This window comes from Streptomyces sp. NPDC005281, from assembly GCF_040607495.1.
GTDB lineage: Bacteria > Actinomycetota > Actinomycetes > Streptomycetales > Streptomycetaceae > Streptomyces.
In genome coordinates, this window is the sequence record NZ_JBEXGX010000027.1 from 93650 (window position 1) to 116722 (window position 23073).

General features: G+C 71.8%; 13 protein-coding genes. 9 read left to right on the forward strand and 4 right to left on the reverse strand.

What is annotated here, in order from left to right; translation table 11 throughout:
* Positions 1-218: 218 nt before the first annotated feature.
* From ABZV42_RS31345 to ABZV42_RS31360, 4 genes are all read left to right on the forward strand, one after another.
* Complete coding sequence (locus ABZV42_RS31345) at positions 219-923, forward strand: GntR family transcriptional regulator (RefSeq protein WP_355977977.1); 705 nt, start codon at positions 219-221, stop codon at positions 921-923.
* A gap of 305 nt (positions 924-1228) precedes the next feature.
* Complete coding sequence (locus ABZV42_RS31350) at positions 1229-2746, forward strand: hypothetical protein (protein ID WP_356054708.1); 1518 nt, start codon at positions 1229-1231, stop codon at positions 2744-2746.
* A 364-nt stretch (positions 2747-3110) separates the two neighbouring features.
* Positions 3111-3989 (forward strand): hypothetical protein, encoded by an 879-nt coding sequence (locus tag ABZV42_RS31355; protein WP_355977971.1) that lies wholly within the window; start codon positions 3111-3113, stop codon positions 3987-3989.
* 93 nt (positions 3990-4082) lie between these two features.
* The gene (locus tag ABZV42_RS31360) at positions 4083-8720 is read left to right on the forward strand and encodes a hypothetical protein (protein WP_356054710.1); all 4638 of its coding nucleotides are present in this window, start codon (positions 4083-4085) and stop codon (positions 8718-8720) included.
* Positions 8721-9069: 349 nt separating this feature from the next.
* Here the strand turns inward: ABZV42_RS31360 and ABZV42_RS31365 are convergent, their stop codons facing one another.
* Complete coding sequence (locus ABZV42_RS31365; RefSeq protein WP_355977965.1) at positions 9070-9723, reverse strand: hypothetical protein; 654 nt, start codon at positions 9721-9723, stop codon at positions 9070-9072.
* A gap of 405 nt (positions 9724-10128) precedes the next feature.
* Between ABZV42_RS31365 and ABZV42_RS31370 the strand changes: the two genes are divergently transcribed.
* Genes ABZV42_RS31370 through ABZV42_RS31390 form a run of 5 tightly spaced genes read left to right on the forward strand, consistent with a single transcriptional unit; the run spans position 10129 to position 18201 of the window.
* A complete protein-coding gene (locus tag ABZV42_RS31370; protein ID WP_355977962.1) occupies positions 10129-13098 on the forward strand; it encodes a nitrate- and nitrite sensing domain-containing protein in 2970 nt (989 codons plus the stop codon).
* Positions 13095-13535 carry a roadblock/LC7 domain-containing protein gene (locus ABZV42_RS31375; RefSeq protein WP_355977960.1) on the forward strand — a complete coding sequence of 147 codons (441 nt, stop codon included), beginning with the start codon at positions 13095-13097 and terminating at the stop codon, positions 13533-13535. The genes ABZV42_RS31370 and ABZV42_RS31375 overlap by 4 nt, the downstream gene beginning before the upstream one ends.
* Positions 13536-13544: 9 nt before the next feature.
* A complete protein-coding gene (locus ABZV42_RS31380; protein ID WP_355977958.1) occupies positions 13545-13940 on the forward strand; it encodes a DUF742 domain-containing protein in 396 nt (131 codons plus the stop codon).
* A gap of 24 nt (positions 13941-13964) precedes the next feature.
* Entirely contained in the window at positions 13965-17615 is a 3651-nt protein-coding gene (locus ABZV42_RS31385) for a hydantoinase B/oxoprolinase family protein (protein WP_356054712.1), read from the forward strand.
* Complete coding sequence (locus ABZV42_RS31390) at positions 17596-18201, forward strand: ATP/GTP-binding protein (protein ID WP_355977953.1); 606 nt, start codon at positions 17596-17598, stop codon at positions 18199-18201. Before ABZV42_RS31385 ends, ABZV42_RS31390 begins: the two co-directional genes overlap by 20 nt.
* A 191-nt stretch (positions 18202-18392) precedes the next feature.
* On the opposite strand, the gene glpK is transcribed toward ABZV42_RS31390, so the two are convergent.
* The 3 genes from glpK to ABZV42_RS31405 all read right to left on the reverse strand — a co-directional run bounded on the left by glpK (position 18393) and on the right by ABZV42_RS31405 (position 23006).
* A complete protein-coding gene (gene glpK / locus ABZV42_RS31395) occupies positions 18393-19913 on the reverse strand; it encodes a glycerol kinase GlpK (RefSeq protein WP_355977951.1) in 1521 nt (506 codons plus the stop codon).
* Between the two features lie 76 nt (positions 19914-19989).
* Positions 19990-20730 (reverse strand): MIP/aquaporin family protein, encoded by a 741-nt coding sequence (locus ABZV42_RS31400; RefSeq protein ID WP_355977949.1) that lies wholly within the window; start codon positions 20728-20730, stop codon positions 19990-19992.
* Positions 20731-21362: 632 nt separating this feature from the next.
* Positions 21363-23006, reverse strand: coding sequence for a GGDEF domain-containing protein (locus ABZV42_RS31405; protein ID WP_355977947.1), 1644 nt, complete (start codon positions 23004-23006; stop codon positions 21363-21365).
* Positions 23007-23073: the final 67 nt, after the last annotated feature.

Consider the following 23073-nt stretch of genomic DNA (forward strand, 5'->3'; position numbering starts at 1 on the left):
CGGCGTACGCGCGGTGGTACGAGAGCTGCGTGCGCGTGCGCCGGTGGTGCGAAGAACCGCGTGCGCCGGTGGTGCGGAGAACCGGGTACGAGCGGTGGTGCGGGAACCCGGTACGAGCGGTGGTGCGGAGGGCGCCTGTCCGACAAGGTAGAGGATCGTTGAACGATCCCTCAATACCCGTGTTGTTTCGTTCTTGGGTCTGCGGTTGAATTCCGGGCATGGCAGAGCTGACGGAACTGGCCGACGATCGGGCCCTGTTGGGCCGCACCAGCACCGCCGAGCGGGTCTCGGACATCCTCAGGGGCCGGATCGCCGAGGGCTTCTTCCCGCCCGGGACACGGCTGTCGGAGGACAGCATCGGCGGCGCGCTCGGCGTCTCGCGCAACACGCTGCGCGAGGCGTTCCGGCTGCTCACGCACGAGCGGCTCCTGGTGCACGAACTCAATCGAGGGGTCTTCGTACGGGTGCTCACCGTCGAGGACGTCGAGGACATCTACCGCACCCGGTCCCTCGTCGAGTGCGCCGTGGTCCGCGGGCTCGGCAGTCCGCCGTACGCCGTCGAGGGAATCGCCGGGGCCGTCTCCGAGGGGCAGCGGGCGGCACGCGAAGGTGACTGGAAAGGAGTGTCGACCGCCAACATCCACTTCCACCGCGAACTGGTCGCGCTCGCCGGCAGCGCCCGTACCGACGAGGTCATGCGCAGCGTCTTCGCCGAGCTGCGTCTCGCCTTCCACGTCGTGGACGACCCCCAGCGGCTCCACGAGCCCTACCTCGCCCGCAACCACCAGATCCTCCAGACCCTGCTGGAGGGCGACCGGGACGGCGCGGAGCGCCTCCTCGCGGCCTACCTCGACGACTCCCTCCGAGGGCTCGTCGAGGTGTACGCGCGCCGAGTGACGGACGGGGGGCAGGCCCCGGGCTGACGGGGCGCGCGGGCCTGGACCAGGTCGTCCGGCCGACGCCGGGTGCTGCCGGGGCAGAGGGCGGCCAGTGGACGACGCGGCGCCTCCGCCGTGAGGAACCGGTGTGTGGCCTCGGACAGTCAAGGCCGGGGTCATGACGTCGGCCTTGTGTGGCGTCGGACACGCAAGGCCGACGTCATGACGTCGGCCGCGCCGGGCGGGCCGGTGTGTGGTTGTGCGGGGCGGCGGGTTCGTGCCCGGCGGGGGGCGGCGGTCGCTTCCGCCCGTTTCGACCGTTGTCGGACCGAGGACCTAGTCTGTGCAGCGTGACTTCGCCTGCATCGACGGACAGCGTTCCGCCCCAGCTCAGCGCGGGGCCGCGCCCGGCGCCGGGCCCGGCCGCCGACGAGGGCCTGGCGCGGCGGCTGCGCGCGCTCGCGTGCACCGCGCCGCTGCACGACCTGGACATGCGCAAGGCGAACCTCGCGGGCGAGTACACGGTGTACGGCATGGCCGAGGTCGCCCTCGCCGCCATCGACCTCGTCACACTGAACATGGACTTCGACACGGGCGCCGACCACGACCAGATAGTGGCCAGGCTCATCCCGCGCATCGCCGCGCAGGCCCCCCGGCGACCGGTCGCCGAGCACGAGCGCGTGGCCCGCTGGGTCCTGGAGAACCTGATCAACGTCGGCAGTGTCGACCGGGGCTTCCGGGCCGTGTACGGCACCTTCGCGCCCGACGGCACCTATGTGCGCCGCGACTACGACTTCAAGCTGATCGAGGAAGTGCCGGGCTACGGAGGAGGCGTCTACCTCCGTACGACCGACGAGGCGGTCAACGTTCTCGTCGGCGCCCTCGACACCGATGTCACCAGCGCGCAGATCGCCGCCGAGGTCAAGCTGGAGGTCCTGATCAGCCGCGGCCGGCTGGCCGACGCGCAGCTCGCCGCCGAGCAGGCCCGCTACCGCACCGTGCAGTACGCGGAGACGCTGCGCAGGGCCCTCGACGCCACCCGGCGCAACGTCCGGGCCGTCGACTGGCTCCAGGCCGTGCCCGACATGATCGCCGAGGCCCTGGACCACGTCGCCGACCGCTACCGCCACGAGAACGCGATCCTCACCAACATCCGCAAGGCCCGGGACGAGTCCGAGGACCCCGAGCAGAAGCGGCGCGCGGCCGAGCTCGTCGACATAGTCAAGGACTGCATCCGCCGGCACACCCAGCTCCAGTCCCGTCTGCTCGAAGCGGGCCCGCTGTTCCGCGCCGAGCAGGACCGGCAGGCCTTCGGGACCCCCATGACGACGTCGGGGATCGACCTCTACGGGCATCTGGTCGCGCCGGTGCTGCCCCTGCCCGTGGATCAGGCGCTGCGCGTGACCGACGCCTTCTTCAAGCGTGGGACGGGGCTGCGCACCCCGGTCGCCGTGCGGGTGACTGACCTCGTCGAGATCCTCCTCTCGCCGCCGCTGGAGCGCGAGCACCTCGGTGCGGAGATGCCCGAGCCCGATCTGATCGCCACACCTGACGACAGCCGCTTCAGCGAGGAGCAGTTCGCCTCGGCCAAGGAGCTGCTGAACCTGCCCCCCGACGCGCCGCGCCGGCTGTCCGGGCTGCTCGCGGAGGCCCGCCGCCGCGATCCCGAGCTGCCCTACCTGGTGGCTCTGCTGGCCGTGCACGCCGCGAGTCCGCCCGTCGGCACCGCCTACCGGCAGGGCGAGGAGCGTCTGCTGTTCTCCGTGGACGACGGGACCGAGCTGGACGACCCAGAGTTCGGCGGAGCCGATCTGATCGTGGGTATGGCCCTGCTCGACGCGGCCGGGATGAAGGCGGCCCGGGCATGAACCGTCCGCCCCTCGGCCCCGGACGGCCCCGAACCCCCGCGTCCCGGGCCATCGGCCCCGCCTGTCCGGCGGAGCCGCATCTCCCGGGTTCGCCGCTTCGATCCATGCGCCGCGGGTCGCCCCGGACCCCCGCGTCCGGCGTCACGGGCCCTGCCCGTCCGGCGAAGCCGCGTCTCTCGGGTTCGCAGCTCGGCCCCGGACGGTCCCGGACCCCCGCGTCCGGCGTCACCGGCCCCGCCCGTCCGGCGGAGCTGTACTTCCCTGGTTCGGCGAAGCGGCACCCCGTCGGGCCGGGAGCCTCGCACCGGGCACCCGCCCGCCCCTGTGCACGTACCCTCGTGCTTTCGAACAAGGAGCCCCAGCCGTGACCGAGCACGTCGAATGGAGTGAACCGGAGGCCACCGCCGCACCGGCGCACGCCCCCGTCACACCTGCCGACGCCGCCGACGCGGCGCGGCTCGTCGCCTTCGGGCTACAGCCCAAACTTCAGCCCGCGCGCGACCAGGAGTACACCGAGCTGCTGCGCCGCTACCGCGAGGACCCGCCCTTCGCGCGGCTCGCCGACGCGGTCGCGGCGGGGCTCGGGCTCGTCGTCCTGGAGGTGTCCCCGCGCGCGGGGATGGCCGTGACAGCCGCCGAGGACTCGGTCTTCGCCGTCCGCATGGGCGACTACGCGCGACGCGCCTCGACCGACGCCGGGGACCGGTTCCTGCACGGGCTCGCCCACCTCGCCGTCGCCGCGATGGCCTTCCCTCGCCCCGAGGACCTCGCCGACGACGGATACATCGGGCGCGTCTCGGTCAACGGCGTCGACGCCTTCGTACGGCAGGCATGCCGGCGCCTGGAGGAGCGGGCCGAGGAGACCGGTGAGAACACCGACCCGGCGACCGACGCGCCCGGACTGGAGGCTGCCTGGCGGATCTGGGCACGACGAAGTTCCACCGGGGCCACCAAGGACGCGCGAAGACTGGCCGGCTCGACGACGGGCATCATCGCCAAGGCCGTCGCCTTCCTCACCGACTCCGGGTTCCTCCAGCGCACCGGGGACGACTCCGGCGGGACCTTCCGGACGACGGCCCGCTATCAGCTCCAGGTCCGCGACATGGCCGGCAGCGCGGCCATGGCCGAACTGCTGGAGCTCGGCATCGTCCCGGTGACCGACGGCACGGCGACCCTGCTGCCCGCGGAGGACACCGACGAACTGGAACTGGTGGCCGGAGCCGGACTGCCGTTCCACTCCTGACGTCAGCGCGACGTCCGACGGCCGCCCCCGGCCGTCGCCCCGGCTTCCCCGCCACGACCTCACCGCCCCTCACGACTACGAGAGTCCGCCGCCATGTACGAGCTGTCCCGGGTCCGCCTCTACTCCATCGGGCCCGCCGGTGCGCGTTACGCCGACACCGTGCTGGATCTGCGCGGAGTCGGCGAGCCCGTGCCCGACCCGGCGCCCACCCAGGCGGAGTTCTTCCAGGAGGAGCCGGTCGGCCCGCCCCGCCGGCCCGCGCCCGCCGGTGTTCTCTTCCTGGAGAACGGCGGCGGCAAGTCGGTGCTGCTCAAGCTGATCTTCTCGGTCATGCTCCCCGGTCACCGCAACACCCTGGGCGGCGCCAGCTCCGGCGTGCTGCGCAAGTTCCTGCTCGCCGACGACTGCGGGCACGTCGCGCTGGAGTGGCAGCACACGCTCACCGGTGAGTGCGTGGTGGTCGGCAAGGCGAGCGAGTGGCGCGGGCGGCAGGTCTCCAACGACCCGCGGAAGTTCGCCGAAGGCTGGTACTCGTTCCGGCCGGGCCCCGGGCTCAGCCTGGACAACCTGCCCGTCGCCGAGGCCACTTCGGTACGGCCGCCCGTCGAGGGCGCCTCGGGAGCGCAGGGGCGGCGGCGCACCATGAAGGGCTTCCGAGACGCGATCACCGAGGCGGGCAAGGCCTACCCGCACCTGGAGGTGCACTGGGAGGAGATCCACGACCGCTGGAACGAACACCTCGGCGACCTGGGCCTCGACCCCGAACTCTTCCGCTACCAGCGGGAGATGAACGCCGACGAGGGCGAGGCCGCCGGCCTCTTCGCGGTCAAGAAGGACTCCGACTTCACCGACCTGCTGCTGCGCGCGGTCACCGACACCCGCGACACCGACGGGCTCGCCGACCTGGTCGGCGGCTTCGGCAACAAGCTGGGGCGACGCGCCGAACTCATCGCCGAGCGCGAGTTCACCGCCGGTTCCGTGGACCTGCTCCTCCGGATCGTCGACGCCGCCGGGGCACGCTCGCGCGCGCGTGACATCCACACCGGCGCCGAGCGGCGTACGAGGACGCTGGCACGCCGGCTGTCCGCACGTGCCGTGCGGGAGCGCGTGCGCGCCGGTGAGCTCGCCCAGCGCGTGACCGCCGCCGCGTACGCCGTCACCCACGCCGAGGGCGCCCGCGAGCGCAGCGCGCTGATCGCGGCCGAACTCGCCTACCGCCACGCGTCGCTGGCCCTCGCCGGCGCGGAGAAGTCGGCCGCCGCGCAGAAGCGCGAGCTCGCCGACGCGCGCACCCTGCACGCGGCCTGGCAGGCGGCCGAGGCCGTCCTGCGTCACCGTGCCGCCGCCGACCGCTCCACCCGCGTGGCCGACGTGATCCGCGAGGCCGAGCGGGACGCCGCCCCCGCGCTCGCGGCCCGTGCCAAGGCCGCCGTCGACCTCGTCCACGCCCTGCACCGGGCCGCCGAGGGCGCCGAGTCGCTCGCCAACGAGCAGGAGGAGCGGTCCGCCGCCCTCCAGGAGAACGGCGAGACGGCGCACGCCGACTCGACGGCCGCCGCCACCGCCGCACAGCGCGCCCGCAGCGAGGTCGGTCATCTGCGTCAGCGGCTGGCCGAGGTCGAGCAGGAGACCGCCGAGGCGGTCCGGGCCGGCTGGCTCGACGACAGCGCCCCCGACGCCGACCCGGCCCGGGCCGCCCTTGCCGCCAGCGACGCGGAGAAGACGGCTGTCGCCGCCTGGGACACCGCGCGCGAGGCCTCGCGGCGCGCCGCCGACCAGGCGCGGGAGGCGGCGTCCGCCGAGTCCCGCGCCGAACTGACGGCCGCCCGCGCGGCGGACGCGGCGACCGCGGCCGAACGCTCGCACGAAGCTGAGCGGGGCACGGCCGAGGCCCTGGCGCGGGAGGAACGGCTCGCGGAGCTGCTGAGCCTGCCCGGCGCCGACACCCCCCGCATCGTTCCGCACCCGCGCCGCGACGAGGAGTCCGACAGCCCGGCCGTCTCGTCGGGCGGTGCGCCACTGGCTCCCGAAGAGCTCGACCGGTACGCCGACGACCTCCGCGGACTCCTCGACCAAACCGTCGCCTCCGCGGAGCGGCAGCTCTTCGAACTGCGCACCGCCGCGGCCGACGACGCCCGGATCCTCGGGGCGCTCGGCGACGGCGGCCTGCTGCCGCCCGGCCCGGATGTCCTCGCCGCCGTCGAGTACCTCGGCGAGCACGGCATCCCCGCGCTGCCCGGATGGCGCTACCTCGCCCAGGCCGTCGACCCCGTCGACCACGCGCGCGTACTGGCCGCCCGGCCCGAACTCGTCGACGGTGTGATCATCACCGACCCGGACACCCATGCGCGGGCCCGCGAGGTACTCGGCGACGCGGCGCTGCTGCCGCGTTCGACGGTGGCCGTCGGAACGGCCGCCGCCCTGCTCGCCCCGACCCCGGCCGCCGACGCGGACGACGGCGGGGTCTTCCTCGTACCACCGAACCCGGCCATGCACGACGAACACGCCGCCGACGAGGAGCGCCAGGCGCTGCGGGCCCGGACGGGTCTGCGGGACGAGGAGATCCGTACCCTCGCCGCCCGCCTCGGCAAGGACCGGGAACTGGCCGCCCGCCTCGCGTCCTGGCGTACCGGCTGCCCCGCAGGGCGGCTCGCCGAGCTGGCCGCGACCGCCCGTGACGCGCGCGCCTTCGCGGAGGAGTCCGAGGCCGAGCTCGCCGAGGCCCGCACCGTGCGGGCGGAGGCCGACGAGACGGCGGCCGACGCGGCCCACGTACGCGACGAGCGCCAGGACGCCGCACAGAAGGCCCGCCGTGCCGCCGACGCGCTCGCCGGACTCGCCTTCCGGCTGCGCGAACGCGCCGGATGGCAGCTCAAGGTCCGTGAACTCGCCGACGAGGCGGCCGAGTCGGAGGCTCGTGCCCAGGTGTGCCTGGACCGGGCCCGCGCCGCCGACGAGGACCGCCGCGCCGCGCAGCGGGCCGCCGACGACGCCCGCCGCACGGCCCGCGCGCTGCGCGCCGAACGCGCGGAGATCGCCGGCGCCCCCGACGAGGTGACCCAGGACGGCACGGCGGCGGCCAAGGCCTCGCTGCCCGCCCTGCGCGAGGCCTACCGGGCCGCGTCGCAGCTCTACGAGAAGGTCGGCGTGGGTGCCGACCTGCGCGCGGAGCAGGCACGGGCCGAGAGCGACGAGAGCGCGGCGCTCGCGGAGCTGGACCGGCTCAGCAACAAGGTCCGCACCCGCGCCGGACAGCTCCTGGAGTCACCGGACGGTTCGGACGGCCCCTCCCGGCAGGCCGCCGCGGCACGGGCCGAGGAACTGGTGCAGCTCCTGGAGACCCGGATGTCGACCGCGAGCGAACAGCTCGGGCGGCTGCGCGGCGAGGCCGAGCGGCACGCGCCCGAGGAAGGCGGGACGCACACCGAACTGGCCGAGGAACTGGTTCCCGGTGACGCCGAGCAGGCTCAGGCACTGCTGCGCACCGCCACCACCGAACTCGCCTCCCGCACCGAGGCGTTGAACCAAGCCCGCGAGGCGCACGGGGAGTTCCTCGGTGCCCACCGGTCGGCCGAGGACGCTGCCGGCGGCTTCGACGAGGTCGCCGCACTCCTCAGGGACCTGCTCCGCGACCAGGTCGACGACGAGCCGCAGGACGAGCAGGAGCCCTACCCCGGCACGCTCGAAGAGGCACGCAACTCCGCCGCCGAGAGCCGCCGTTCGCTACGCGGCTGCGCCGCCGACCTGACCACGGCCGAGGCCGCCGTCCGCGAGGCGAGCGACATCCTGGTGCGGCACGCCAACTCCACGCGCTACGAGCAGGTGCGCACCCCCGCCCGGCAGCAGATCCGCGAGCTGCCCGCCTCCTCCCTCCCCGAGCACGCACAGAAGTGGGCGGACGCGTTCGCGCCCCGGCTGCGTGTGCTGACCGACGAACTGGCGCAGCTGGAGCGCAACCGGGACTCGATCGTGGACCGGCTGCGCGGGCTCGTCGAGTCCTCCCTCGCCACCCTTCGTTCCGCCCAGCGGCTGTCCAGGCTGCCGGAGGGACTGGGGGAGTGGTCCGGACAGGAGTTCCTCCGCATCCGCTTCGAGGAACCCGACCAGGCCGCCCTCACCGAGCGGCTCGGCGAGGTGGTGGACGAGGCCACCCGCGCCGCGGTCAAGAAGAACTCGGACATGCGGCGTGACGGCATGTCGCTGCTGCTGCGCGGAGTCGGCGCCGCGCTCCAGCCCAAGGGCGTCGCCGTCGAGATCCTCAAGCCGGACGCCGTGCTGCGCGCGGAGCGGGTCCCCGTCGGACAGATGGGCGACGTGTTCTCCGGCGGTCAGCTGCTCACCGCCGCCATCGCGCTGTACTGCACGATGGCGGCCCTGCGCAGCAACGACCGCGGCCGTGACAAGCAGCGGCACGCAGGCACCCTGTTCCTCGACAACCCCATCGGGCGCGCCAACGCGACCTATCTGCTGGAGCTCCAGCGGGCCGTCTCGGACGCGCTCGGCGTCCAGCTCCTCTACACCACCGGCCTGTTCGACACGACCGCGCTCGCCGAGTTCCCCCTCGTCATCCGGCTGCGTAACGACGCCGACCTTCGAGCCGGGCTGAAGTACATCAGCGTCGAGGAGCATCTGCGGCCGGGACTGCCGCGTGAAGCCTCCGCCGGAGAAGCCGTGCACACCGAGATCACCGCGACACGGATGTACAAGCGCCCGGCACCGGTCACTCCCTAGCGACCGAGCCGTCTCGGAGGGGGAATCGCGTGCCGTCAGCGGCCGGCCGCGGGGTTCCCCGCGCCCTTGGCGGTGCGCTCATCCACACGTCCTCCTTCCTTGGGCCGGGGCCGTCGGAGAGAACTGTTCGACGGCCGCTCCCCGCCCGCCGAAGTCGTGATGGTCGACATCGGCCACCGCTTCGGCGGCCGATGGCCGGCCACGCTCGCGGTTCTCGGATCCGGTTCGCCGGCCCGCGACGCGCAGCGGACACGGTCCGGTTGGCCGAGGGAGCCCTCGAACGACCGCCGAGAGAGCCCTCGACCGACCCGCGGCCGAAGAGCCGAGGCGCGAAGGGTCGCCGCCCCCGCTACGAGTGCGACAACTGCCCGGCCCCGCCCCGCCTGCGTATCCGCTCCTGGGCCCGCGCCGCGATCCGCGCCTGACGCCTGGCCTTACGTCGCTCGCGTCGGAGCGCACGCGCCGTGCTGCTCGGCACCGACACCACGCCGTTCCGCTGGTTCCACACCTGCCGAGTCACCCAGACGTCCAGCGCGGCCCAGGTGGCGAGGACCGTACTGCCTATGCTGCTGATGAGCATCGGGAAGGCCAGCCAGGAATCCGTCACCGTGCACAGGAAGGCCACCACGGCCTGTATCAGCGTGACCGCGATGACGAGCACCGCGCGCACGGCAGACGTCCGCACGGGGTCGGGCAGCCGACGCCTGCGCGCGGGCTCCTCGATCCACAACGGCCGGTAGTACGCCCGCTCTTCGTCGTCCTCGTGTCCGTTCGTGGCAGCGCCCTTCTCCTCGGCTCGGCCACCCCTTCCCGGGGTGGTGTCCTGGAGGTCCGCCGTGCAGGGCCTTTCCGTCGCCGGTCGCGTGTCCGGACGACCGGGCCCCGCTGCCCGAATGCCGTCATCCGGTGCCCGGGTGGCGTGTTGTGCCGCCTTCCGTGTCGCGACCTCAGCAGCGGGTGACCCGCTCCGCTCCGCCGTGCCCATCAACTTGTCACTCCCCACCGCCCAGCAGTCCTCTCGCACGGGCGTCTTGCGACCCCCGCCCCCCAGTGGCTGCCCGGCTTGCGCTCTTTTACGCCGACAGAGTGCGGCATGCGGCGCCTGTGGCCGATTCCGCCCTCAATTCCCGTACAGAAAGACGAACGACCTGCCCCGAAGATTCCCGCCGAGCGAAGAATTTCGGCCAAGTGACGAAGTTCCCCGCTCCGATGGGATCCGGCCCCAAGTGCCGGATCCAGGGGCGCAATCTCCCCCAATGAACGGACAACTCCCCATGTCTCGTTCCCTGCCGGGCCGAGACCATGCGTCGGACGGGTCTTCGAGTTACCTCCCGGTCAGTAGTAGGCTCACGCCGTTTGTTGACGCACATGTGTACCCCCGTCGAAGGGGGTCGAGCTGGGGGAGGCCATGCGCTTTCGCGGGAAGTCCATCCGCCGGAAGATTGTGGCGCTGCTCCTCGTGCCCCTGGTGTCGCTGACCGCGATCTGGGCTTTCGCCACGGTGCTGACGGGACGTGAGGCCAGCAGGCTCTTCAGTGTTTCCGAGGTCGTGAAGAAGATCGGCTATCCGACGGAGGACACCGTCAGGGTCCTCCAGCAGGAACGCCGCCAGACACTCGTCTACTTGGCCGATCCTCGCGCGTCCGACGGGCTCGCGGCACTCGGTCGCAGCCGCGAAGTCACGGACCGCGTCCTGGCGAAGGTCCGCAAGAACGCCAAGGACACGGGCCTGCGCAAGGAACTCGGCGCGGGCACCACGGAGCGCCTCACCTCTCTCCTCGACGCCGTCGACGGGATCTCCTCGCTGCGCAACGGCATCGGGGACGGCACCTTCGACCGCGTCCAGGCCCTCGGCCTCTACGACCGCCTCATCGATCCCTGCTACGTCCTGCTGGCCAATCTGCACGTGGTCGACGACGTGGAGCTGGACAAGGAGAGCCGCGCCCTCGTCAACGTGTCCCGCGCCCGCGAACTGCTCTCCCGCGAGGACGCCCTTCTCGGCTCGGCGCTGGTCGACGGTCACATCACCCGGGACGAACTCCGCGAGGTCTCCGACCTCGTGGCCCAGCGCACGCTGCTGTACGACATCAGCCTGCCGCTGCTCCCCTCCTCGGACCGCGCCCGCTTCGAGCGCTACTGGGGGAACGCCGGCACCGGGCCGCTGCGCGCGGCCGAACAGGCGGTCGCCGCCTCCACGACCGGCGCGCCGAGCGGCGTCACGGCGAAGAGCTGGGACGGCGCCGCCGGGCATGTGCTCGCCGAGCTCGGGCAACTCGAGGACCGGGCGAGCGACCACTACCGGGACCGGGTCAGGCCCGTGGCCATGAGCGTCATCCTCCAGGCCGTCTGCGCGGGCGTCGTCGGACTGATCGCCCTGCTGATCTCGCTCGTCATGTCCGTACGCATCGGCCGGAGTCTCATCCGCGACCTGCGGCGGCTGCGCATGGAGGCCCACGAGGCGTCCGGTGTACGGCTGCCCAGCGTCATGCGCCGCCTCTCCGCGGGTGAACAGGTCGACATCGAGACCGAGGTGCCGCGCCTCGAGTACGACAGGAACGAGATGGGCGAGGTCGGCCAGGCCCTCAACACCCTTCAGCGTGCGGCCGTCGAGGCTGCCGTCAAGCAGTCCGAACTGCGTGAGGGCGTGTCCGAGGTCTTCGTCAACCTCGCGCGCCGCAGCCAGGTGCTGCTCCACAAGCAGCTCACCCTCCTCGACACCATGGAACGCAGGACCGAGGACACCGACGAACTGGCGGACCTGTTCCGCCTCGACCACCTGACCACCCGCATGCGCCGTCACGCCGAGGGACTCGTCATCCTGTCCGGCGCGGCGCCGTCCCGGCAGTGGCGCAAGCCGGTCCAGCTCATGGACATCGTCCGCGCCGCCGTCGCCGAGGTCGAGGACTACGAACGCGTGGAGGTACGTCGGCTTCCGCGCGTCGCCATCACGGGTCCCGCCGTCGCCGACGTCACCCATCTCGTGGCCGAGCTGCTGGAGAACGCGACAGTGTTCTCTCCCCCGCACACGGCCGTGCATGTCGTCGGTGAACGCGTCGCCAACGGCTTCACCCTGGAGATCCACGACCGCGGTCTCGGCATGACCGCCGAGGCGCTGCTCGACGCCAACCTGAGACTCGCCGAGACGCCGGAGTTCGAGCTCTCCGACACTGACCGGCTCGGCCTCTTCGTGGTCAGCCGGCTCGCCCAGCGGCAGAACGTCCGCGTCTCGCTCCAGCCTTCCCCGTACGGCGGCACGACAGCGGTCGTCTTCATGCCGGACGCGCTGCTCACCGACGACGTCCCGGACACGAACGGCATCGGATTCCGCCTCGACCGCGCCCTGCCGGGCAAGGCGCGCGAGCCCGAGGAGCGGCGTGGCCCGGCACTCACCGAGTCGTCGGTGCGGCTGCCCGGTCTGCCGTCCTCGGTCCTCGACGGCCCCGTCGAGCTGGACGCGCCCGTCGACCTGGACACGCTCACCGGATTCCCCGGCGCCCTCGGCGACGACGACAGCGAACGCGGCGGACTGTTCCGTCCGCGGCGCTCCATCGCCGGGGTTCCCGCGGGGCGGCACGAGCAGGCCGGCGACAGCGACGACTCCAGCGACCCGGAGGACGACGACCGGACCGACGCCACCGCCGTACCGTTGCCGCGACGCCGGGCACCCAAGCTCGTCAGCTCCCACGGCCGTCCCGTCACCGGGGCCAGATCGTGGCGTGACCAGGTGGACGAGGGCACGGCACAGGACCTCGAACCGGTGCGGGACCCGGAGCCGAGAGAGAACGCGGAACACCGGGACCGCCGTGTGCCCGAACGCGAAGGCGCCAAGCCGCTGCCCAAGCGGCGCGGCGAGCGATCCGCCGCCTCGGCCCGGCACGGCGGTGAGCGCTCCGGTGCCACCGGCCCGCGCGCGCCCTTCGGCACACCGGGGAGACCCGCTCTGCACGAGGCACCCGAAGCTCCCCGAGCGCCCGGTCTCCGCGAGAGCACCGGCCACGGGGACGGCCCGGGCCGCCACGACGCCCCGGCTCTGCCCCGCCGCACCCGCACCACGGCGTCCGCGGCGGGCCCGGACGACACGACCGCGCACCGCGACACCGCGCCGGGCCGCACAGAATCGGGCACGGCCCCGCTGCCCCGGCGTGTCCGGCAGGCGAATCTGGCACCGCAGCTGAAGGACGGACCGGCACGGCTCGCCGAGCGCGGCAACGGCCGCGACGGCACGCCCCCGGATCCCGCCGAACGGGACGCGGACGAGGTCCGCAGCCGCATGGCCTCGCTCCAGCGTGGCTGGCAGCGCGGCCGAGAAGAGAATGCCGAGGGCGACCAGGCCCAGGACGGCTCAGCACGAGGAACGACAAAGGGGGACGGTCGATGACCGCACCGAAGGCCGCAGGGCCCGCCGCGACCAGCAATGTGTCCGGTGAGCTGAACTGGCTGCTCGACGAACTGGTGGACCGCGTCGCCAGTATCAACAAGGCGATCGTGCTCTCCGGCGACGGTCTGCCCACCGGGGCCTCGAAGGACCTCACCCGGGAGGACAGCGAACACCTGGCCGCCGTCGCCTCCGGCTTCCACAGCCTCGCCAAGGGCGTCGGCCGGCACTTCGAGGCCGGCAGCGTCCGCCAGACCGTCGTCGAACTCGACGAGGCCTTCCTGTTCGTCACGGCCGCCGGCGACGGCAGCTGCCTCGCCGTCCTCTCGGACGCGGACTCCGACGTGGGCCAGGTCGCCTACGAGATGACGCTTCTCGTCAAGCGAGTCGGCGTACATCTGGCCTCGAGTCCGCGTACCGATCTGTCTTCGGGCGGGTAGTGGGATGGCATGAGCGGAGACGGTCAGGGAAGACGCCACTGGTTCGACGACGAGGCGGGACCAGTGGTCCGCCCGTACGCCATGACCCGCGGACGTACCACCAGCGCGGCCCAGCACCGCCTCGATCTCATCGCGCTGGTGGTCACGGAACAGCACGCCGAGGACCCCGAGGCGGACCACTCGCTGTCCCCGGAACACGTGGACATCGTCGAACTCTGCCGTGACATCCCCCAGTCGGTCGCCGAACTCGCGGCCGGACTCGACCTGCCCATCGGAGTGGTGCGGGTCCTGATCGGGGACCTCGTCGATGACGAAATGGTCCATGTGACACGGCCCGTACCCCCTGCCGAACTGCCGGACGAGAGTATTCTGCGCGACGTGATCAGCGGCCTCCGGGCGCTCTGAGCTGGGCGGAAACGGGGAACAGACGTGACAGGCTGGCAGTTCTGGGTCGACCGGGGCGGGACCTTCACGGACATCGTCGCGCGGCGTCCCGACGGACGGCTGGTCACGCACAAACTGCTGTCCGACAATCCGGCCCGCTACACCGACGCGGCCGTCGCGGGCGTCCGTGAACTCCTCGGCAGCGAAGGGGACGCCGCGGACGCCCCGGTCGACTCCGTCCGCATGGGCACCACCGTCGCGACCAACGCCCTCCTGGAACGCAAGGGCGAGCGCACGCTCCTCCTCACCACCCGGGGCTTCGGCGACGCCCTGCGCATCGCCTACCAGAACCGCCCGAGCATCTTCGCCCGAGCGATCGAACTCCCCGAGCTGCTCCACGAGCGGGTGGCCGAGGTCGACGAACGGATCGCCGCCGACGGCACCGTACTGCGCGCCCCCGATCTGGACGCCCTCGCCACAACCCTCCAGCAGGCGTACGACGACGGGATCCGCGCGGTCGCCGTGGTCTGCATGCACAGCCATCTCCATCCCGCTCACGAACGGGCCGTGGGCGAGCTGGCGACACGTGTCGGCTTCCCGCAGGTCTCCCTCTCCAGCGAGGTCAGTCCGCTGATGAAGCTGGTCCCGCGCGGTGACACCGCCGTCGTCGACGCCTACCTGTCGCCCGTGCTGCGCCGCTACGTCCAGCAGGTCGCCGCCGAACTCCGGGGCGTGCGGCTGATGTTCATGCAGTCCAACGGAGGCCTCGCCGAGGCCGGTCAGTTCCGCGGCAAGGACGCCATCCTGTCGGGACCCGCGGGCGGAATCGTCGGCATGGCCCGGATGTCGCAGCTCGCCGGCTACGACCGCGTCATCGGCTTCGACATGGGCGGCACGTCCACCGACGTCTCCCACTTCGCCGGAGACTACGAACGGACCTTCACCACCCAAATCGCCGGGGTCCGGCTGCGCGCCCCCATGCTGGACATCCACACCGTCGCCGCGGGCGGCGGATCGGTGCTCCACTTCGACGGTTCCCGCTACCGCGTGGGCCCCGACTCGGCCGGCGCCGCCCCAGGACCCGCCTGCTACCGCAACGGCGGCCCGCTGACGGTCACCGACGCCAATGTCGCCCTCGGCCGCATCCAGCCCGACCACTTCCCGAAGGTGTTCGGCCCCGGTGGCGACGAGCCCCTCGACGGCACTGTCGTCCGGGACCGGTTCACCGCGCTCGCCCAGGAGATCCACGAGAGGACCGGCGACGCCCGCACTCCGGAGCAGGTCGCCGAGGGCTACATCCAGATCGCCGTGGCCAACATCGCCAACGCCGTCAAGCGGATCTCCGTACAGAAGGGCCACGACGTCACCCGCTACGCGCTCACCACGTTCGGTGGCGCCGGCGGCCAGCACGCGTGCAGGGTCGCCGACTCGCTCGGCATCCGCACCGTCCTGGTCCCGCCCATGGCAGGCGTCCTGTCCGCCCTCGGCATCGGACTCGCCGACACGACGGCCATGCGCGAACAGTCCGTCGAGGCACGCCTCGAACCGTCCTCGATGCCCGGCATCCTCAAGACGTGCGACGATCTGGAAAGCGCCACCCGCGCCGAACTCCTCGCCGAGGACGTCCCCGAGCACCGCATCCGGATCACGCGCCGGGCCCAACTCCGCTATGACGGAACGGACACGGCACTGACCGTCGAGCTCGCCGAACCCGAAGCCATGACCCACGCCTTCGAAGAACGTCATCGCGCCACCTACTCCTTCACCCTCGACCGTCCGGTCGTCGTCGAAGCCCTCTCCGTGGAAGCCACCGGTCTCACCGAACCCCCCGATCTCTCCGCCCTCGCCCCCGACCGGGGCGCGTCCGCCGCCCGCCCCGACACCGCGCATACGGTCCGACTGCACACGGGCGGCACCTGGCGCGAAGTGCCCCTGCACCGCCGCGAGGAGCTCCCGCCCGGTGAGACCGTGGACGGACCTGCGATCATCGCCGAGGCAGGCGCGACAACCGTCGTCGACGAGGGCTGGCGGGCCGCGACGACCGACGACGGGCATCTGGTCATGGAACGCGCGGCGGTCACGGAGAGTTCCGATCTCGGCACGCAAGCGGATCCCGTTCTGCTCGAGGTCTTCAACAACCTCTTCATGTCCATCGCCGAACAGATGGGCGCCCGACTGGAATCGACCGCCCAGTCCGTCAACATCAAGGAGCGCCTGGACTTCTCCTGCGCCCTGTTCGACCCCGACGGAAACCTGGTGGCCAACGCCCCGCACATCCCCGTCCACCTGGGCTCGATGGGCACGAGCGTGCAGGAGGTCGTCCGGCGGCGCGGCGACACCATGCGGCCCGGTGACACGTACGCCGTCAACGACCCGTACCACGGCGGCACCCACCTCCCCGATGTCACCGTGATCACCCCGGTCTTCGACACGGAGGGTGAGCGGATCCTGTTCTACGTCGCCTCGCGCGGCCACCACGCCGAGATCGGCGGCATCGCCCCGGGCTCCATGCCGGCGAACAGCCGCACCATCGACGAGGAGGGCATCCTCTTCGACAACTGGCTGCTCGCCGAGAACGGACACTTCCGGGAGGCGGAGACACTGGCCCTGCTCACGGAGCCGCCCCACCCCTCGCGCAACCCGAAGACGAACCTCGCCGACCTGCGCGCCCAGATCGCCGCCAACCGCAAAGGCGTCGACGAACTCGGCCGGATGATCGAGGACTTCGGGCTCGACGTCGTCCAGGCGTACATGAAGCACGTCCAGGACAACGCGGAGGAAGCGGTGCGCCGCGTCGTCGACACCCTCGATGACGGCGAATGCGCCTACGAGACCGACTCAGGGGCGGTCATCCGGGTCCGTGTCTCCGTGGACCGCGAAGCACGTTCCGCAACCGTGGACTTCACGGGCACGTCCGCACAGCTCGCCACCAACTTCAACGCGCCCTTCGCCGTGGTCAACGCTGCGGTCCTGTACGTCTTCCGCACCCTGGTGGACGACGACATCCCGCTCAACGACGGCTGTCTGCGCCCCCTGCGCATCGTGGTGCCACCGGGCTCGATGCTCGCCCCCGAGCCCCCGGCCGCAGTCGTCGCCGGCAACGTGGAGACGTCCCAGGCCATCACCGGCGCCCTCTACGCGGCTCTGGGCGTGCAGGCCGAGGGCTCCGGCACCATGAACAACGTCACCTTCGGCAACGAGCGCCACCAGTACTACGAGACCGTGGCCTCCGGTTCGGGCGCCGGGGACGGGTTCCCCGGCGCCCCCGTCGTCCAGACCCACATGACCAACTCGCGGCTCACCGACCCCGAGGTCCTGGAGTGGCGACTGCCCGTCAGGCTGGACGAGTTCGCGATTCGACACGGCAGCGGCGGCCACGGACACTGGCGGGGCGGCGACGGCGCCGTACGGCGTATCCGGTTCCTGGAACCGATGACCGTCTCGACGCTCTCACAGCACCGCAGGGTGCCGCCGTACGGTATGGCGGGCGGTGAGCCCGGTGCTCTCGGTGCCAACCGGGTCGAGCGCGCCGACGGCACCGTCACGGAACTCCGCGGAAGCGATGCGGCGGACGTCGGACCCGGCGACGTACTCGTCATCGAAACCCCAGGCGGCGGGGGCTACGGCCCGCCGCCGCACCACCAACGCGACCCCCACCAAGCAGGAGAAGAGATCGATGATCTTCGGGCGTTCTGAGCGCGGCAAGCCTCCGGTCGAGCCCGTCACGCTCAAGATCCTCGTCGCGGGCGGCTTCGGCGTCGGCAAGACGACCCTCGTCGGCGCGGTCAGCGAGATCAGGCCGCTGCGCACCGAGGAAGTCCTCACCGAGGCGGGCCGGCCCGTCGACGACATCAGCGGCGTGGAGGGCAAGAACACCACGACGGTCGCCATGGACTTCGGCCGGATCACGCTGCGCGAGGACCTGGTGCTCTATCTGTTCGGGACCCCCGGGCAGGACCGTTTCTGGTTCCTCTGGGACGAGCTCGCCACAGGTGCCCTGGGTGCCGTCGTGCTGGCCGACACCCGACGCCTGGAGGACTGCTTCGCCGCGGTCGACTACTTCGAACGGCGCTCCATACCCTTCGTGGTCGGAGTCAACTGCTTCGAGGAAGACGCCCGTTACCCCGCGGAGGCCGTGCGCCAGGCCCTCGACCTCGACCCGGGTGTGCCCGTCGTGCTCTGCGACGCGCGGGACCGCGAGTCGGTCAAGGAGGTCCTCATCCGCGTCGTCCAGCACGCGATGGCACACGCGGCCGTCGTCCGTGAGGCCGTCACGACCTGACGCCCCTGCCGCGCGGCGCGTCACGACCTGACACGCAGGTGCGGCCCGTACCCCCGCCGACCGGGGTACGGGCCGCGGTCACACACGCACGCGTGGTTCTCCCGATCCGCACACGCGCGTGAACCCCTGTTTCGGGCCGGCGCCCCGCTCGTACCGGCCCGCGTCGATGCCCGGCCGGCGCGGGCCCGGGGTCATTCGACCCTGTCGTCGTGCCAGCCGAAGCTCTTCTCCACCGCCTTGCGCCAGTTGTGGTACTCACGGTCGCGCACCGAGACGTCCATCGACGGCGTCCACTCGACGTCCTTCTGCCAGTGCGACTTCAGCTCGTCGAGGCCGTTCCACACACCCGTCGCGAGCCCCGCCGCGTACGCGGCGCCCAGACAGGTCGTCTCGGAGACCTTCGGACGGATCACCGGCACGCCGAGGACATCCGCCTGGTGCTGCATCAGCAGATTGTTCTTGGTCATGCCACCGTCCACCTTCAGGGTGGTGATCGGCACGCCGGAGTCCTGGTACATGGCGTCCACGACCTCACGCGTCTGCCAGCTCGTGGCCTCCAGGACCGCGCGCGCGAGGTGCGCCTTCGTGACGTACCGGGTGAGACCGGTGACGACACCGCGCGCGTCCGAACGCCAGTAGGGGGCGAACAGGCCCGAGAAGGCGGGCACGATGTACGCGCCGCCGTTGTCCTCGACACTCGCCGCCAGCGTTTCGATCTCGTCGGCGGAACGGATGATGCCCAACTGGTCCCGGAACCACTGCACCAGCGCGCCCGTGATCGCGATCGACCCTTCGAGGCAGTACACCGGCGCCTCGGTGCCGATCTTGTACCCCATGGTGGTCAGCAGGCCGTTCTTCGACGGGACGGGCCTGTTGCCGGTGTTCAACAGCAGGAAACTGCCGGTGCCGTAGGTGTTCTTGGCCGTGCCGACCTCGTAGCAGGCCTGGCCGAAGACCGCCGCCTGCTGGTCGCCGAGCGCCGACGCGACCGGCACACCGCCGAGTTGGCCGACGGCGGTGCCGTACACCTCGGCCGAGGACCTGATCTCGGGGAGCACCGCCTCGGGGATGTTCATCGCGGAGAGGATGGACGGGTCCCACTGGAGGGTGTTCAGGTTCATCAGCATGGTGCGCCCGGCGTTGGTCACGTCGGTGACGTGCCGCCCGCCGTCCGTGCCGCCGGTCAGGTTCCAGATCAGCCACGAGTCGATGGTGCCGAAGGCGATCTCACCGCGTTCGGCGCGGGTGCGCAGGCCCGGGACGTTGTCGAGCAGCCAGGCCGCCTTGGGCCCGGAGAAGTAGCTCGCCAGGGGGAGGCCGGTCTGCTCGCGGAAGCGGTCCTGGCCGTCCGTGCCGCCCAGTTCGTTGCAGAGCGCCGAGGTGCGGGTGTCCTGCCAGACGATCGCGTTGTGGACGGGCTTGCCGGTGGCGCGGTCCCACAGAACGGTCGTCTCGCGCTGGTTGGTGATGCCGAGCGCGCTGAGCTGGTCGGCGCGCAGTCCGGCCTTGGCGATGGCTCCCGCGACCACGGCCTGGACCTTGGACCAGATCTCGGTGGCGTCGTGCTCCACCCAGCCCGGTTTGGGGAAGATCTGGCGGTGTTCGCGCTGGTCGACGGCGACGATCGCGCCGGCCCGGTCGAAGATGATGCAGCGGCTGGAGGTGGTGCCCTGGTCGATCGCGGCGACGTATTTCTCGGCGTTGTCCGTCATGTCGTCCCCTTGCGTGTTCTCGTCAGGAGGCTGTGTTCTCGTCAGGAGGCTGCACTCCGGGGGTGGCGGCGAGAGGTCAGAAGGCCACGTTGTAGATGCCGGCGGCGACAGCGGCACCCGCGATCGGGCCGGCCACCGGAATCCAGGAGTATCTCCACTCCGACGTGCCCTTGTTGGGTATCGGCAGCAGCGCGTGGGCGAGGCGTGGCCCCAGGTCGCGGGCCGGGTTGATGGCGTATCCGGTGGGGCCGCCCAGCGAGAGACCGATGCCGACGACGAGGAAGGAGATGAGCAGGACCGGCAGACCCGCGTCACCGATCCCGGCCACGTGCTTGCCGCCGCCGACCATTCCGAGGATGGGCAGCATCAGGGCGGCGGTGGCGATGATCTCGGTGATCAGGTTCTGTACGGGGTTGTCGATCTCGGGACGTGTCGAGAAGATCCCCAGCGTCTCGATCGCCTTGTCCTGTTCGGCGTTGAGGTTGAACTGGCCGAGGTAGAGCAGCCAGCACAGGACCGCGCCGATGACGGCTCCGGTGAACTGCCCGAGGAGGTAGAAGGGCACGTCCGACCACTTGGTGGAACCTTCGATCGCGAACCCGATGGTGACCGCCGGGTTGATCTGGCCTCCCGACAGCGGCGCCGCGGTGTAGGCGCCGGCGAGGACCCCGAAGCCCCACCCGAAGGTGATGACGATCCAGCCCGCCCCCTGGGCCTTCGATCTGTTCAGGGTGACAGCGGCGCACACACCCGCGCCGAAGAGAATCAGAATCGCGGTACCGATCAACTCGCCGACAAAGATGTCTCCGTTGCTCATGGCGGCTCCTAGGCTCTCGCCCGGAACGATCCGCTCCGGGCCACCGTGCAGAGTGCGTTCCCATGGCTGCTTCAGCCGGAGGCAGGGAGATCCCGCGCCCTGCCCGGGCGTCCGTGACGAGCGTGCCGTCGCAGCGGAATCGCCCACGGGAACGGCCTTTGGCGCAGGCCGGGGACCCGAGCTGTGCGGCGCCTGATGGCGCCCGAATGCGGCGATGCCGACTGACACCCGGAAGTGTTCACCGGCGCCCAGGGGGCGTCAAGGTCGCGGACCGCACCGGTTGGAGGGCGCGAAGTGGAGCCGCCACGGAGGGAGGCCGGCGCCACAGGAGTGGACCATTTTCGGCCAGTCGGCCAGTCGGCCAGTCGGCCAGTCGGCCAGTCGGCCAGTCGGCCAGTCGGCCAGTCGGCCAGTCGGCCAGTCGGCCAGTCGGTCGGGTGGTCGGGTGGCCAGTCGGTCGGGTGGTCGGACGGCCGGGTGGCCGGACGGCCGGGTGGCCGGACGGTAAAGGGTCAGAGGGTTGGGCGGTTGAGCGGTCGGGCGCGCACCGCCACCCGGTAGACCGGCCTGGAGACCTGGAGGCTTGAGGGTCAGATGGCCTGGAGGTCAGATGGCCAAGGTGCTCGCCAGGTTCAGCCGGTCAGCGTCTGACCGTACGACTCCATCGGACCGGCCCGGGTACCTCGCCGGACCTCATGCCCCGGCAGCCCCGCACGCCCCAGCACCCAGCTCGCCCCGTCCAGAGCCTTGGCGGCCTGTTTCAGGGGTGCCAGAGTGGTGGCCGCCTGCCGGTGGTCGAGCACACTGCCCGGCGCGCACAACACCGTGGCCAGCGACAGCGTGACGGCGCGGCCGCCGGCTGCCCAGGGAGTGTCGAGCACCGACGCGGCCAGCGGGTCGAGGGTGTCGGGGTCGGCGAGGACCAGGAAGTCGTCGCCGCCGATGTGCCCGACCAGCGTCGCCTCGGACGCCGAGTGCTGGAGCATCCGCCCCACGGACCGGATCAGTTCGTCGCCGGCCGCGAACCCCGCCCCGTCGTTGACCTGTTTGAAGTGGTCGATGTCCAGCCAGCTCAGCGCGAACATCCTGCCGTCCGCGATCCGGCGGTCCACCTCCCCGGTGATGGTGTCCGAACCGGGCATCCGGGTCAGCGGGTTGAGCCCGGCCGCCTCCTCGACCCGGTTCTCCGACAGCGCCCGTACTAGGTCCGCGAGGCGTACGACACCCACACACCGCCCGTACCGGTCGACGACCGCGACATCGTCGGACGTACGGTCCCGGTCACCGTCCGCGACCACGTCGAGCACTTCCCAGGCCGTGGCGTCGACGCCGACCGTGCGTGGCGCGTCACCCAGTTTGGCTGCGGGCCGGTCGGCGTACAGCGCGTGCCCGTAGCGCCCGGACATCGACAGCAGAAAGCGTGACCGGTGCACCGAGCGGACCGGTATCCCGAACGGATCCACGAGCAGCACACCGGACACGTCGGGCGACCCGGTGAGCAGTGCCCTGACCTCTCCGGCCGACGCGGTGGCCGGAAGCAGTGCGGCCGGGCGGACGAACTGCCCGACGGACGGCCCCGACTTGGGCGTGCTGCGGATGCCGGGCGACAGCGCCGGAACGTATACGTCCGCCGAGGGCCGTCGGGCGGGCGGTGCGAACAGATCGCCCTGTGCGAGCTGTGCGCCCGCCGACACGGCCGCGGCGCACTGCAGTTCCGTCTCGACTCCTTCGACGGACAGCAGCGCGCCGAGCTGTTCGCACAGCGTCCGCATCGAGCGCACCGCCGCGGGCCGCGACAGCAGGGACACGTCGAGCTTCATCAGCTCCGGGGCGAGATCCGTGAGCAGACGCAGGGGTACGTCGCCGTCGCCGATCCCGTCCGCACAGATCCGGAAGCCCTCGCCGCGCACCGCGGCCACCGCCTCCAGCAGGGCGTGCTGCGGCACATGCGTGTACGGCGGAACGATGTCGACGGTGACCTCCCAGGGCAGCCGCCCGGCTTCCCGGACCTCGTTGCGCAGCGCGGAGAGCCGGCCGAGGTCGGCCAGCGTGCCGGCGAACACGTTGACGTGCAGGGGCAGGAGCTTCTCCCTGCGGGCGGCGGCCCTGATGGCCAAGGCGGCGAGTCGGCCGTCCAGTTCGGGATCGCGGCGGGCCCGCGCGAGGATGTCGCCGGACTCCGGGCGGGCAAGTGTCTCCAGCGCCGCGACCACTCCGGTCGTCAGATTGACGACCGGCTGGAAGGCGAAACAGACCATATCCGTCCAGGAAGGCACAACAGCATGGTCCCGCCGTCGGCGTACGCCGGTGGGCGATTCACGAGGTGTTCACGCAGGATTCCGG

Excerpts from the sequence above, each read along its gene's own strand:
- ABZV42_RS31345 (WP_355977977.1), top strand. The coding sequence starts at position 219 with ATGGCAGAGCTGACGGAACTGGCCGACGATCGGGCCCTGTTGGGCCGC.
- ABZV42_RS31360 (WP_356054710.1), top strand. The coding sequence starts at position 4,083 with ATGTACGAGCTGTCCCGGGTCCGCCTCTACTCCATCGGGCCCGCCGGT.
- ABZV42_RS31370 (WP_355977962.1), top strand. The coding sequence starts at position 10,129 with ATGCGCTTTCGCGGGAAGTCCATCCGCCGGAAGATTGTGGCGCTGCTC.
- ABZV42_RS31375 (WP_355977960.1), top strand. The coding sequence starts at position 13,095 with ATGACCGCACCGAAGGCCGCAGGGCCCGCCGCGACCAGCAATGTGTCC.
- ABZV42_RS31380 (WP_355977958.1), top strand. The coding sequence starts at position 13,545 with ATGAGCGGAGACGGTCAGGGAAGACGCCACTGGTTCGACGACGAGGCG.
- ABZV42_RS31390 (WP_355977953.1), top strand. The coding sequence starts at position 17,596 with ATGATCTTCGGGCGTTCTGAGCGCGGCAAGCCTCCGGTCGAGCCCGTC.
- glpK (WP_355977951.1), bottom strand. The coding sequence starts at position 19,913 with ATGACGGACAACGCCGAGAAATACGTCGCCGCGATCGACCAGGGCACC.
- ABZV42_RS31400 (WP_355977949.1), bottom strand. The coding sequence starts at position 20,730 with ATGAGCAACGGAGACATCTTTGTCGGCGAGTTGATCGGTACCGCGATT.